Genomic DNA, 12,100 nt, shown 5'->3' on the forward strand with positions numbered 1-12,100 from the left:
GATTTAGAGTGAAAAAAAATAGCCTAGAAGTTATTCCGTTGATTGATGACTTTAGCCAATGGTTAATAGAATCAGGCAAATCTGATAATACGATTAAAACCTATCGAGCAGTGCTAAACCAATTTCATGAATGGCTTCTAAGTGAAGGTAAACATTTAGATCAAGTAACAAGAAATAATGTCCAAACTTATATGATTAACCTTGAATCTAATAATAAAAGTGCGTCGACTATAGAAAAAGCTTTTGTAACAATTAGCGTTTTTGCACGTTTTCTTGAAAAACCACAAATTGTTCAAAATATTGAACGTAAACAAAAAGAGAAAAATAACGAGGTTGTACCAGAGTCATTAGAAGCAAGTGAGCGTGACCGCCTTTTATCTGAAGTAAAGCAACAGGGAAACCTTCGTGATATTGCTATTGTATATACTTTATTACATACAGGGATTCGGGTATCAGAGATTTGTGCTTTGAATCGTAAAGACGTAGAGATTAACAAATCTGATGGTTTTTTAATTATCCGTAATGCTAAAGGGTCTAAAAAGCGATTTGTTCCTCTTTCTACAGAAGCAAGGAATAGTTTGAAGAAATATATTGATTCACTTGATTCTAATCATGAAGCTTTATTTGTCTCTAATTTTGATAGAAGAATGTCTGCACGTACGGTTCAGTACATGTTAAAAAAATATAATGTAAATCCTCATAAATTACGCCACACTTTCTGTCATGAGTTAGTTAAGAAAGGGATAGATATTGCAACAGTTGCCGAACTAGCAGGCCATTCTGATGTGAATGTTACAAAACGATACCTAAAATCTTCTACAAGAGATTTAGAAAGTGCGATTACGCAAACCTTTTTATAAAAATAAGCTCTGTAACAAGAATCATGATCCTTGTTACAGAGTTTTTTTATTTAGGTGTATGTTCCTACTTAATAATTGCAAAATTAAGTATTAAAACACAACTTACATAGATGTTGACTTCTACGAAATTATAAGGTAAAATAATTTTTGTTGGTAGCGAAACAGATATTAATTATTAAATTACTAGTCCATGTTTCATATGAAGGGGTAGCATACGGATAAATGTAACTGACTATAAATAATTTCTATACTTATTGGTGGCATAGTCAGGGTCTGCAATACCTTTATCACCGGTTCAAATCCGATTGCTGTATCCACATTCTAATAGAGAGCTTAGAAAGGACCTTTAGCTCAGCTGGTTAGAGCAGACGGCTCATAACCGTCCGGTCGTAGGTTCGAGTCCTACAAGGTCCACCATTGAACCTGAAATATGGAGGAATACCCAAGTCTGGCTGAAGGGATCGGTCTTGAAAACCGACAGGGGTGTCAAAGCCCGCGGGGGTTCGAATCCCTCTTCCTCTTCCATTATATCTTTGTTATTATCGCGGGGTGGAGCAGTTCGGTAGCTCGTCGGGCTCATAACCCGAAGGTCGCAGGTTCAAATCCTGTCCCCGCAACCATTTTTCACATGCGGATGTGGCGGAATTGGCAGACGCGCTAGACTTAGGATCTAGTGTCTTATGACGTGGGGGTTCAAGTCCCTTCATCCGCACCATTTTAGTAAGCGCCCGTAGCTCAATTGGATAGAGCGTTTGACTACGGATCAAAAGGTTAGGGGTTCGACTCCTCTCGGGCGCGCCATAAACGGGAAGTAGCTCATTTTGCTAGAACCCAATTCTGATAAGCGTGAGGTCGGTGGTTTAAGTCCACTTAAGCCTACTATTATTCCACAGTATCTCAGTGGGAGATTCATACAGAGAAGTACCCAAGTGGCTCAAGGGGCTCCCCTGCTAAGGGAGTAGATCGTTAACGCGGTGCGAGGGTTCGAATCCCTTCTTCTCTGCCATTTCATAATTTTATCTGGTCCGTTGGCCAAGTGGTCAAGAGATTATCTTTTTAAAAAGGTAACACGGGTTCGAATCCCGGACGGGTCATTACAAAAAAGGCAGTTTGCTAATAAAGCAAGCTGTCTTTTTATTTGATAAGAGATATTGCTTTAATCCATTATGTAAAACTAATTTAAATGTTATTAGAATGAAGATAAAAAGCATTTGATAATAGTGCCGATAACTCGGAGTATGTCAACAGAGATATTTAATAAATTTCAACATTGTAGAAACGCTCCAGATATAACCCAAAAAGAACCACCCCCAACAAAAAAGCACTCACCACAAGTGAGTGCTTTTCCATTAAATAAACAATCCAACCATAATACCTGTTAAAATCGATCCCATTGTCGCTACTAACAGCATCTTCAAGCCAAACTTCGCAACGCGTGAAGCTTGTTCGCCGTTGATTGCTTGGATCGTACCAAGAACGATGCCAATTGAGCTGAAGTTAGCAAATGAGATTAAGTAAGCTGATACGATCCCAACCGTTTTTTCAGAAAGGTGAGGCATCATTTTTTGGAAGTCAAGCATGGCAACGAATTCGTTTGCTACTACTTTTGTTCCCATTACGCCACCGGCTCTCATTAGTTCATCTGCCGGAATACCCATGATAAAGGCAATTGGGTAGAAGATATAGCCTAAAATATCTTGAACGGTTAATCCAATTACGCCGTTTAATACGTAGTTCACTAATGCTAAAAGACCAACGTATGTTACAAGCATAGCTGCTACGATTAACGCAACGCGTCCGCCGTCTAGGGCACCGTCACCGATTGCTTCAAACAGCGTGCCTTGCTTAGCAGGCGCTTTGATATCGACTTCGTTTTCATCTTCTACTTTTACTGGTGCAACGATAGAAGAAACGATTAAACCAGAGAATACGTTTAGCGGAAGGGCAATTAATACGTATTCCGCCGGAATCATCTGCATGTATGCGCCAAGAATTGAACAAGAAACGGATACTAAAGATGTTGTTGTCACGATAAATAAACGGTTTGGTGTTAAACCTCCGATGTGGTTTTTCACCGCAATTAGCGCCGTTGTATCACCAAAGATCATCGCATTCACGGCTGTGAAGCTTTCAATTTGGGGAAGTCCAGTAATTTTTGAAACAAGTCCTCCAATATATTTGATCCCAAAGGGTAAAATACGAGAGTAATTTAAAATACTTAATAATGCTGAAACGAATACAATCATAACTAACGTTTGGATAAAGAAAATGCCTTTTCCTGCAAGATCTCCAAACACGAACGAAATTCCGTCGTTACCAAATGATAAGATCTTTGTAAATACACTTGTGATAAAGTCAAGCACCTTGCGACCAATCGATGTATTCATCATAAAAGCAGAGATAGCGAGCTGAATAACAAGCATAACTGCGATGCCTTTATAGTTGATAAGTTTTCTGTCGTTTGACATGAGGAATGCAATTGCTAAGATAATTACAATCCCGATAATTCCCATTAAAATTGACATTTACTTTTCTCCTTACATGTATTCTATATTTATAAAAGAGGGACGTGCATAGAAATGACTATGTAAATCGGCCTCTATTTTATATAAAAATCAGGACTTTCACGCTAGTTTTAGTAAAAATGGGCAAAATTTTTTAGGCCATTGTAAAAAATGACGTAATTGTAAAATAATATTTACTATGTGCTAATATGTAAAAAAACATGCAGAACTGACATAATAACTTATATTTCGACAGCCTCTACTATCTTAAATCATTTCGAACAAAAGAAAAAGAGGAAATGAAGATATTTTTAATATAATTGTGAAATATTTTTTAAACTTTCATGATATTGCCAAGATTTTAGTGGAATACACAAAAAATAAGAGATCCCTCTTTAAAATGTGGTAAAATATGACGTAATTAATAAGGGAAAAAGGGGAAGGGAGAGGTACAAATGAATCAACGTAAAATAATTCATTTAGCAACCGGCATGCCTGAGCAAATGGCATATAGTCCTGATAAAGAAATGCGTACAGGCATATGTAAGAAGCAAGTAAATGAAACGTTTTTAGCAAAAGAAGGGTTTCAAGGCGACGGGGTAGCTAACTTAAAGTATCACGGTGGACCGGATCGTGCGGTGTGCGTGTATCCGTATGAGCACTACAAAAAATGGAACGAAGAGTTTGATACGGAGCTGCCGATGTCTGCGTTTGGAGAAAATCTTGTTGTTGCAGGCATGCTTGAAAAAGAAGTATGCATTGGAGACATTTATCAAGTAGGAGACGCCGTTATTCAAGTGACGCAAGGGCGAAATCCATGCGACACAATTACAAAGCGAACGGGCGTTAAAGGGATTTTAAAACGAATGATTGAGACAAGCTATACGGGCTACCTTTGCCGCGTGCTGAAAGAAGGTACGATTACGCAAGATGCGGAAGTGAAGTTAATTCAAGTTCATCCAGATCAAGTATCCGTGTGGTTCACACTTGATTTATATTTCCACCGTTCAAAAGATGTAGAAGGAATGCAGCGTGCTTTAGAAGTGGCTGAGCTAGCTGAAGACTGGAAGCATAAATTTCAAACGCGGATTGAAAAGGCGCTTTCCGTCGCGCAGCGATAAAAAGTAAATGCCCTCTAATCGTTAGATACGTTCTAACGATTAGAGGGCATTTTTTTCTTAGAAGCGTCCGTATCCTAAGAAATGATCTTGGTAGTAAGAAACATCTAGGTCAGCTACAGCTACACCGTGTGAACCAGCATGAATCATTTGGCCATTTCCGATGTAGATTCCCATGTGAGATGGGCCGCTTGTGTATGTGTTTTGGAAGAATACTAGATCTCCTGGTTGTGGAGACGAAACTTTTGTCGCCATGTTCCAGTAGTTGGCTACGCTTGTACGTGAAATGCTGTGACCGCTATGGTTGAACACGTATGCGATAAAGCCTGAGCAGTCAAATCCGCTTGGTGTGTTTCCTGCCCATTGGTAAGGTGACCCTACTAAACTACGTGCAACATTTACTGTGCTTCCAGAAGCCGTGCTTGTTGTTGGAGCAGGTGCTGGTGTGCTTGTTTCTTGTGCTGCAGATGTAGATGCAGATGCTGTAGAAGTAGAAGGGGTTGATGTGCTTACACCTTTTACTTGGTTTGCGCTTGGTTTACCTGATGCAATTGTTACGTAGCTTGAGCTTTTTGAAATCCATTTGTTTGGTGCAATTTCAACTAAGCCGTTTGCTTCTTTTAAAATAGCAAACTCTTGACCTTGTGTTGCAGTTCCAACGACTGGAGATGAAAAGCTAGCTCCTTGACGAATATTTAACGCACTCACGTTTACGATGACTTTTTGATTAGTAATAGTTGCTTGTTGTTGAGGTACGCTTGGCGTTACCTTTTCTTGTACGGGTGCTGGTGCAGCGCCTCCGTCATTTGCACTTGCTGAAGTTGTGCTAAATGTTAGGGCAGCGGGAACAAGTAATGCTGCTAACCCCATATTCATAACTGTACGATTTGCTTTCTTTAGCATGTTCTTTCTCCCTTTCCATAACTTGTTTTATTCACAACTGTGAGTCTATCAATCCTGACAGGAAAAGTAAACATCTAATTCCAAATTACGACATTTTGTAACATAGTTTTAATATTAAAGAGCGATATAAGTAGAATTGTCACCTTCTCTGTAATAATTCTGACAATTTATCTAGGTAGAAATGTTTAGGGAATTCATAGATTTATTAGAAAATATGTAAAGGGTATGGAATTTTTCTATTTTTATGTTAAAAAAGAGGGGGAGTGAAAAAGACAGCGACTGTTTAGCTGCTGTTTCTAGGAGATATAGTTCGATGGTAATATAGTTTACTAGCCCATTTAGTGAATAACAAGTTACAAATTTCAGCTGATGTATATGGAGAGAATACCAAAACTAAATAAAAAAACCGTATTCGCAACTCGAATACGGTTTTTCGTTTATTCAGCAGCTTCAGTTTCATTTGCTTTTAGCTTTTCATAAAATACGCCAAGCGAAGCCGTTACATACGGAACGAGCCATAATAACCCGATGCCAAGTGTGATCATACTTAAAATTCCCCAGCCAATAAAGCTTAAAAGGAGTAAAAAGTAGGTCCACTTGTAGCCGTTCATTAACCGTCTGCTTTCAGTAATAGACTGATTGACCGAATAATCTGGGTTATCGCGGAATACGTAGTAAGCCTGTGAATAGGCAAGACTTTTGATGATGCCAGGAATGATTAATAAAATACTCCATAGCACGGTATAAATAATCGTTAGCAAGTAAAGTCCGAGTGTTCTAAAATATAATCCCGCAGATGAAAATGAATCAAACACGTTTCCTACACGTACACTTTCTCCTCGTACCAGACGCAATAGTACCCAGTAGTAAGAGAAAAAGAGCGGTACGAGCAGCAGGGATACAATATTAGCCAAGGTAGACTGAGAGTATTCGGTTTCAGACCCGCTTGGAAATCCGTTGATTAAAAAGTCAATAAGTCCTGGAATACCAGCAGCAATTAAATACGTAACGAACGTAAGCAGTACGGCAAATCCCCAGCGGTTTTTCAGCGCCGTGAGTGCACCTTGCTTCACTTCTTTTATTCTCATAACTTGATGTCCCCCTCTAGGTGAGTTTATACAGAGAATTTAACCTGTACATTAGTCAATATATTAGCGATTTTTGAATATATGAATGCTTGCACTAATAAGTTGGATAAAGTTTTTTAGGTCCTTGAAATTTATGGAAAGTCCTTTAAAATGGAAGTATAAGGATATTTTAAGCGGAAGGAGGAATGGAAATGACGCTTGTGTATTTGCTGATTCTGGCAGTTGTTTATATCTTTCTGGATCTTTTCATGCGAAAAAAGCTGCATACAAAAATGAAAAAAAGCTATTGGAGAAGCTTTAAAGGAAGGCGTCCGCTGTTTATCACAATTGAAATGGTGATGCTTGCTGCGTTTTTAGTGCTGATCTTTGTTATACCTCCACCCTACACCTCCGTATTTATGTTTCTTTTCTTTTTTCTCCTGTACGTGCTTCGAGGATTCGAAGAATGGAAGTTTGAAAGAAAACAAAAAGAGCACTACCACTCATGGTTTGGTGCAACTTTTTTCTTATTTGGGACGTTTATATTACTGATGACAGATATGTAAAACAAGGCTGCGAAACAACGAAATGAATCGCGGTTAATTTCCGTGCAAGACTTCGCTTTCCGCTGGCGGCCGGTGAGCCTCCTCGTCGCGAACGCTCCTGCGGGGTCTCACTTGTTCCGCTTTTCCCGCAGGAGTCTTCGTCTTGCCCTCCAATCAACCATTCAACCATTGGAAGCACCTACATATATGAAACAAACCTGCGTTCACCATACTCATAAAAAAATCCGAACGAATTTGATTCTGCACCAAGAATCAAATTCGTTCGAATCTTCTTTTAATCAAACTACCTATATATAATCTTCTTTTTTTACGTAAAGTATTGAACGACTGTGCCTTTGTTCTTCTCTACGTTAACACGCGCATACGCGCCGTTAATAAGTGTGAGCTGAGGAGGGAGGTGGCCGCAATCAATATCATAGATAACTGGAATATGTAAATCAGAGGCAAGGTCGTGATACACATCTTCAGCGGTGTAGGAATCAACGGGTTTATTAGCGCTGCTTCTGCCGAATAAAATACCTGAGCAGTTATCAAACCAGCCCGCTAGCTTAAGCTGAAGAAGTGAGCGACGAAGGTCAGCCGTCGTCAGTTCACAGTTGTCAAAGTACCAAATGACAGGCTCAGCAGGAATATATTTTTCTCGAAAAGCTTTTACATCTCCAAAAGAAGTGCCCACCAAATGCCTAATTACGTCAATACATCCTCCAAGCAGGCGCCCTTCAATGTGAACGTCGCGTGACTCTGTATGCTTCCAAGCGGTTTGTTCGGTTAAATGAAACACGCATGGTGACGGGTTGTCGTGCTTCCATTCTTTTTGATAGCACTCAGAAGAAACTTGAACCACGCTTTCTCTTTCTTTAGTCGTCAGCACCTGCTGCCACATCGCAGTGGTTGGATCCCAATAATCTCCGCGTAAATCCACAAAGTTGGTGCCGTGAGCCGTTGCGATACCCGTATTAAGTGTAATAGCCAGCAAAAGAACGCTGCTGTCAGAATAGCCAAGCACCCATTTTGCTGTCCATTTTGTAAAGTCGAGATGTTCAAGAATTTCAATCAGCAGCTCGCCTCCCCAAGGAGGAATAATGATATCAATGTTTTCATCAGCAATCATGGCTTGAAGCTCATTCGCACGTTTTTTAGGAGAAGCGGATTTTGCTTTATGCTGCGTCCAAACGGTTTCTCCCGGTATAACAGAAAAGCCTTTTTGTTTCATGCGTTCACACGATAAAGAAAACATGGAATGAAGAGCTTGAGGTACACCAGAAGAAGGTGCGGTTATGCCGATGGTTGGGTTGGATATAAGAAAAGGATAGGTAATCATAGCGGCCTCCTTCAAAGGTTTTAGCTTATTTTACCAGCGAGAGAAATACTGAACAAGCTTATTTTTAATTTAATTTGGGGAGATTGATAGGTTTTATAAAAGAAATCCGTATTAATAGATGTAAAAGCAAGCGGAAAGGAGCAATGTCATGGAAGATGACTGGATTGTTGCGTGTATAACGCGAAAAAAAGAAAAAGGATTAGAGCTGTTAATCGATCAGTACGGAGGGTTAATTACGGCCATTGTACGCAAGCATTTAGGCACGTTAAAAAGCTACGAAGAAGAGTGTATAAACGACGTATTGTTAGCGATATGGCATCATATTCACCGCTTTGATTCGGAGAAAAATACGTTTAAAAACTGGGTTGCGGCTATCGCAAAGTACAAAGCCATTGACTATCAGCGCAAATACATAAAAACGCAGCACGAAGCGCTTGGTGAAGCGGGAGTGGGTGAAACTTCAGAAGTCCATAACGTTCAAACAAACGACGTGGAAGAACTTTTAGGTCACTTAAGTGAAGGAGACCGCGAGCTGTTTAAAGCGTATTACTTACAAGAAATTGAGCTTAAACAAATTGCTAAAAAACAAGAGACCACCATTAGCAATTTATACAACCGGCTGTCGCGCGGACGAAAAAAATTAAAAGCGATTTTTAAATGAGAATTGAGGAGGGACAAACATGAAAAATCAGTATGAGTTATTAAACGGTTCTTCTGTAGATTTTGATGAATATGAAGAAATTGAGCTAACGGCAAGTGAGAAAAAACGAATGAAAAAGCGCTTAAAACGTGAAATAAAGCCGGCGCGGAAAAAAGAGCGTCCGCTGATTGCCGCTGCGGTGCTGCTGCTTGCTGTGACGCCTGTAATGATACAAAACGAAACGGTATGGGCATCGGCTGTGCGAATCAGTCAGCAAATTGGCCAGCAAATTGAGCTGCTTATGAACAAGCCTGAAGGCAGCTTGAGCAGCTATAAAAAAACGGTAAATGAAACGGCAACGGACCAAGGCATTCAAGTAAAAGTAAATGAGCTGATGCTTGATGACGGACAGGTGCTGCTTGGGCTGACGATTAGTGCCGATGAATTTAGAAGAACTGCACTAGGGCTTAATCGGAACGCGCCAATTCGCCCGGGAGAGCTGCATGTGAAAATTGGCAATATGTCGTTTTTTGATTCGGCTTCCAGTATTAGAGAGGAACCAATTAAAAACAAAGACGGAAGCTGGAACTATCTGTACGCTTTGAAATTAACGCAAGCCGACACGAACGGAGATGGGAAAATCGATGTGGAAGGCTACAATGTGCTAGATCATATTGATCCAAATAAAAACTATCAAATCAGCGCGCAGTTCACAAGTCTAGAATTTGAAAAGAATCCTGGCCAGACGAAAAGCGGGAACTACCGGGATTCCTACGGAGAAATTAAAGGGAATTGGATGGTACACACTAGCGTAAACGGCTCAAAAATTATTGCTGATACAAAAGTGTATCCGTTGAATAAAGAAATTCCTATTAACGAAAATGGAATAGAAGGCGTATTGTCGATCAAAGAAGTTCGCGTATCACCTGTTTCGATTAAGCTGCACTATACGTTTACATCGTCAACCGGAAGCATCCGAGGCGGAACGGATGTCGGTGTAGACATAAAAGACCAAAATGGAAGAAACCTTTCTGAAAGCGGCAGTGGAGGAGGAACAGACAAGGGGCTAGAGATGGACGGAGAGTACCGAAATGATAAAGACGTTATTATGCTTAGATTTATTCCATATGTAAGTGATCATGAAAAAGACTGGTCAAAAGATTTAACTTCAGACGCCTTTAATTTGAAGGTGAACAACAACTAACCAAAATAAAAACCAGATGCCTGCTTAGCGTGCATCTGGTTTTTTATTAGATATCCATTTTATTTAACAAGCGAAGAAACGTCTGTAATTCTTCATCCGTAAAATGGCTAAGCTTTTCACCATATTCTTTGGTGAGTACTTCTTCCATTTCTTCTGCAAACGCTTTTCCTTTATCCGTAATCGATAAGTAGACAACGCGGCGGTCTTTTTGACTGCGTACGCGCGTAACAAATTCTCTTTCCATGAGGCGGTCGCTGATGCACGTCATGCTGCTGTTTGAGATGTGCATATGCTCGGCAATCTCAGAAACGATATGATTCCCTTCTTTATATAGCATGTGAAGCGCTAAAAATTCATTTAAAGGAATATATGATTTTAAAGTGGGGATAACTGACATCTGCATTTTTTTCGTTTGGTTTCGCATCGTTGAAACCACATCTTGGATAAGTTCATCTCGTGTATTCATTGAGGTTGTGTGCTCCTTTTTCCGTTCAAACAATTTCTTTTCTTTTCTATTGTACCATATTGTACATAAAGAGAAGCGGCAGGTTTTTTAGAGAGAAAAAGAGAAGTAGTAGATATCTGTTGCGATAGAAAGGGGCTTGAGTGATGGAAAAGGTAATTGAGCTTAAAACTACGCTGCTTCCTTTTGATGGAGCAAAAAAGCTTGTGAACGCAAATAATTCAGAAAGTGACTTATTATACAAAGAATATTATGATCTCGGAGACGGCAAGCAGATGTGTACGCTTGTGTTTGAACGCTATTTTTTCCGCACCGGCGGCAGGGGATCACTAACGATTATTTTAGAAAATGTATCGGGTCCAAACAGAGTAAAGTGTATTCCTTCAGGAAGCGCAGAAGGGATATTAAATATTGATTGGGGAGCAAGCAAAGATTTTGTGCGATGGGTAGAAAACGCACTGTCTGCTTATACGCTAGAAGAACCGCAAAGATAAGGCAAAGTTGGAGAAGGCAATGAGCTTCTTCAGCTTTTTTTGTGAAGCGAAGGGCGAGTAGAGAAATGAAAAGATGCAAAAGCTACTGTAGAAATAAGAACTTTATGTGGACAATAAGCATTTTTTCTCTTTTTACCGGATAAATGAGTATAATATGAAATTGCAGGAAGACTTCACATTTACATAACAAAGGAGAACAACATAATGAAAAAACTCAGCATCGTATTATTTGTTTTAATGATAGCTATAGTAGGCTGTTCAAAAGGAAATGATTCACGTTCAAAAGAAGTAAAAGGAACGATTGAAGTACCGGAATCAATTCAAGCAAATGAACAAGTCAAGCTTAAAGTCCTTGTGACGCAAGGAGACAAAAAAGTGGAAAACGCCGATGACGTGCAGTTCCAAGTTGAAAAAGAAGGCTACATCAATCAAGAAATGACAAAAGCGCCGCACGAAGGAAAAGGTGTATACAGCACGGACTATACGTTTAAAGAAGACGGCGAATATATGATTACCGCTCACGTGACGGTAGACGGTGACATGAAAATGTTTACGAAAAAAGTAGAGGTAGGTAAGTCTAAAGAGTAGTACCTATGATTGGAAAAGCGGCTTATATAGCCATGTGAAAAGAGAATGCCTTGCGCATTCTCTTTTTTAGTAAGATGGCTTTAATCTAAGTAGTTCGATAGCTCAATCAAATTGTAATCAGGAGCTCTAATATAAACAGAAACAATAGGGCCTACAGCACCTGTTTGTTTTACCGGTCCTTCTTCGATTTCTACATTATGTTTTTGTAAATGACTAATTACGCTTTCGATTTTTTCTATTGTGGTTTTACACAATGCATTAAAGGATTATGGAATTTTATGTTAATATTGGATAGGGAGTGGCATTTATTTTAGTAACATGGTCTGGAAAGTTTGTTGATTAGATGTGTTAAAAGTTTAAATACATATATGA

13 protein-coding genes and 6 tRNA genes are annotated in these 12,100 nt (G+C 39.5%); 13 read left to right on the forward strand and 6 right to left on the reverse strand.

Features of this window, described 5'->3' with window-relative positions:
• Positions 1–8: 8 nt before the first annotated feature.
• The 7 genes from SB717_RS25675 (at position 9) to SB717_RS25705 (ending at position 1,866) form a co-directional block, all read left to right on the forward strand.
• Positions 9–860, forward strand: a complete 852-nt coding sequence (locus tag SB717_RS25675; RefSeq protein ID WP_410905317.1) for a tyrosine-type recombinase/integrase — start codon at positions 9–11, stop codon at positions 858–860.
• 340 nt (positions 861–1,200) lie between these two features.
• Positions 1,201–1,277 (forward strand) — tRNA-Ile (locus tag SB717_RS25680).
• Between the two features lie 15 nt (positions 1,278–1,292).
• Positions 1,293–1,385: transfer RNA gene (locus SB717_RS25685), tRNA-Ser, on the forward strand.
• 18 nt (positions 1,386–1,403) lie between these two features.
• A tRNA-Met gene (locus SB717_RS25690) sits at positions 1,404–1,480 on the forward strand.
• 10 nt (positions 1,481–1,490) lie between these two features.
• Positions 1,491–1,575: transfer RNA gene (locus SB717_RS25695), tRNA-Leu, on the forward strand.
• A gap of 9 nt (positions 1,576–1,584) precedes the next feature.
• A tRNA-Arg gene (locus SB717_RS25700) sits at positions 1,585–1,661 on the forward strand.
• A gap of 114 nt (positions 1,662–1,775) precedes the next feature.
• A tRNA-Ser gene (locus SB717_RS25705) sits at positions 1,776–1,866 on the forward strand.
• Positions 1,867–2,209: 343 nt separating this feature from the next.
• On the opposite strand, the gene SB717_RS25710 is transcribed toward SB717_RS25705, so the two are convergent.
• Positions 2,210–3,385, reverse strand: a complete 1,176-nt coding sequence (locus SB717_RS25710) for a NupC/NupG family nucleoside CNT transporter (RefSeq protein WP_074679540.1) — start codon at positions 3,383–3,385, stop codon at positions 2,210–2,212.
• A 434-nt stretch (positions 3,386–3,819) separates the two neighbouring features.
• Between SB717_RS25710 and SB717_RS25715 the strand changes: the two genes are divergently transcribed.
• On the forward strand, positions 3,820–4,485 hold the full coding sequence (locus SB717_RS25715) for an MOSC domain-containing protein (RefSeq protein WP_410905319.1): 666 nt from the start codon (positions 3,820–3,822) through the stop codon (positions 4,483–4,485).
• Between the two features lie 57 nt (positions 4,486–4,542).
• On the opposite strand, the gene SB717_RS25720 is transcribed toward SB717_RS25715, so the two are convergent.
• Positions 4,543–5,385 (reverse strand): C40 family peptidase, encoded by an 843-nt coding sequence (locus SB717_RS25720; RefSeq protein ID WP_410905321.1) that lies wholly within the window; start codon positions 5,383–5,385, stop codon positions 4,543–4,545.
• A gap of 437 nt (positions 5,386–5,822) precedes the next feature.
• Positions 5,823–6,473: a DUF975 family protein gene (locus SB717_RS25725; RefSeq protein ID WP_410905323.1), complete on the reverse strand. Its 651-nt coding sequence runs from the start codon at positions 6,471–6,473 to the stop codon at positions 5,823–5,825.
• Positions 6,474–6,664: 191 nt separating this feature from the next.
• On the opposite strand from SB717_RS25725, the gene SB717_RS25730 reads away from it, so the two are divergent.
• Positions 6,665–7,018 carry a DUF4181 domain-containing protein gene (locus SB717_RS25730; RefSeq protein WP_098621680.1) on the forward strand — a complete coding sequence of 118 codons (354 nt, stop codon included), beginning with the start codon at positions 6,665–6,667 and terminating at the stop codon, positions 7,016–7,018.
• Here SB717_RS25730 and SB717_RS25735 read toward each other — a convergent pair.
• Both SB717_RS25735 and SB717_RS25740 read right to left on the reverse strand, forming a co-directional pair.
• On the reverse strand, positions 6,993–7,175 hold the full coding sequence (locus tag SB717_RS25735) for a hypothetical protein (RefSeq protein WP_410905403.1): 183 nt from the start codon (positions 7,173–7,175) through the stop codon (positions 6,993–6,995). The two genes, SB717_RS25730 and SB717_RS25735, sit on opposite strands and share 26 nt — an antisense overlap.
• 150 nt (positions 7,176–7,325) lie before the next feature.
• Positions 7,326–8,339 (reverse strand): S66 family peptidase, encoded by a 1,014-nt coding sequence (locus SB717_RS25740; protein ID WP_410905325.1) that lies wholly within the window; start codon positions 8,337–8,339, stop codon positions 7,326–7,328.
• 148 nt (positions 8,340–8,487) lie between these two features.
• Here SB717_RS25740 and SB717_RS25745 point away from each other — a divergent pair, with 148 nt between their 5' ends.
• Entirely contained in the window at positions 8,488–9,000 is a 513-nt protein-coding gene (locus SB717_RS25745) for a sigma-70 family RNA polymerase sigma factor (RefSeq protein ID WP_410905327.1), read from the forward strand.
• 19 nt (positions 9,001–9,019) lie between these two features.
• Positions 9,020–10,183 (forward strand): DUF4179 domain-containing protein, encoded by a 1,164-nt coding sequence (locus tag SB717_RS25750; RefSeq protein ID WP_410905329.1) that lies wholly within the window; start codon positions 9,020–9,022, stop codon positions 10,181–10,183.
• A gap of 46 nt (positions 10,184–10,229) precedes the next feature.
• Here SB717_RS25750 and SB717_RS25755 read toward each other — a convergent pair whose 3' ends face one another.
• Positions 10,230–10,649, reverse strand: a complete 420-nt coding sequence (locus SB717_RS25755; RefSeq protein ID WP_410905331.1) for a MarR family winged helix-turn-helix transcriptional regulator — start codon at positions 10,647–10,649, stop codon at positions 10,230–10,232.
• A 143-nt stretch (positions 10,650–10,792) separates the two neighbouring features.
• On the opposite strand from SB717_RS25755, the gene SB717_RS25760 reads away from it, so the two are divergent.
• Both SB717_RS25760 and SB717_RS25765 read left to right on the forward strand, forming a co-directional pair.
• The gene (locus SB717_RS25760) at positions 10,793–11,140 is read left to right on the forward strand and encodes a DUF6054 family protein (RefSeq protein WP_410905333.1); all 348 of its coding nucleotides are present in this window, start codon (positions 10,793–10,795) and stop codon (positions 11,138–11,140) included.
• 204 nt (positions 11,141–11,344) lie between these two features.
• On the forward strand, positions 11,345–11,728 hold the full coding sequence (locus SB717_RS25765) for a FixH family protein (protein ID WP_029714248.1): 384 nt from the start codon (positions 11,345–11,347) through the stop codon (positions 11,726–11,728).
• The last annotated feature ends 372 nt before the right edge of the window (positions 11,729–12,100 follow it).

It is taken from the genome of Priestia sp. SIMBA_032 (assembly GCF_046535215.1).
GTDB lineage: Bacteria > Bacillota > Bacilli > Bacillales > Bacillaceae_H > Priestia > Priestia aryabhattai.

Coding starts and splice junctions, on each gene's coding strand:
- SB717_RS25710 (WP_074679540.1), bottom strand. CDS start 3,385: ATGTCAATTTTAATGGGAATTATCGGGATTGTAATTATCTTAGCAATT.
- SB717_RS25715 (WP_410905319.1), top strand. CDS start 3,820: ATGAATCAACGTAAAATAATTCATTTAGCAACCGGCATGCCTGAGCAA.
- SB717_RS25720 (WP_410905321.1), bottom strand. CDS start 5,385: ATGCTAAAGAAAGCAAATCGTACAGTTATGAATATGGGGTTAGCAGCA.
- SB717_RS25725 (WP_410905323.1), bottom strand. CDS start 6,473: ATGAGAATAAAAGAAGTGAAGCAAGGTGCACTCACGGCGCTGAAAAAC.
- SB717_RS25730 (WP_098621680.1), top strand. CDS start 6,665: ATGACGCTTGTGTATTTGCTGATTCTGGCAGTTGTTTATATCTTTCTG.
- SB717_RS25740 (WP_410905325.1), bottom strand. CDS start 8,339: ATGATTACCTATCCTTTTCTTATATCCAACCCAACCATCGGCATAACC.
- SB717_RS25745 (WP_410905327.1), top strand. CDS start 8,488: ATGGAAGATGACTGGATTGTTGCGTGTATAACGCGAAAAAAAGAAAAA.
- SB717_RS25750 (WP_410905329.1), top strand. CDS start 9,020: ATGAAAAATCAGTATGAGTTATTAAACGGTTCTTCTGTAGATTTTGAT.
- SB717_RS25755 (WP_410905331.1), bottom strand. CDS start 10,649: ATGAATACACGAGATGAACTTATCCAAGATGTGGTTTCAACGATGCGA.
- SB717_RS25760 (WP_410905333.1), top strand. CDS start 10,793: ATGGAAAAGGTAATTGAGCTTAAAACTACGCTGCTTCCTTTTGATGGA.
- SB717_RS25765 (WP_029714248.1), top strand. CDS start 11,345: ATGAAAAAACTCAGCATCGTATTATTTGTTTTAATGATAGCTATAGTA.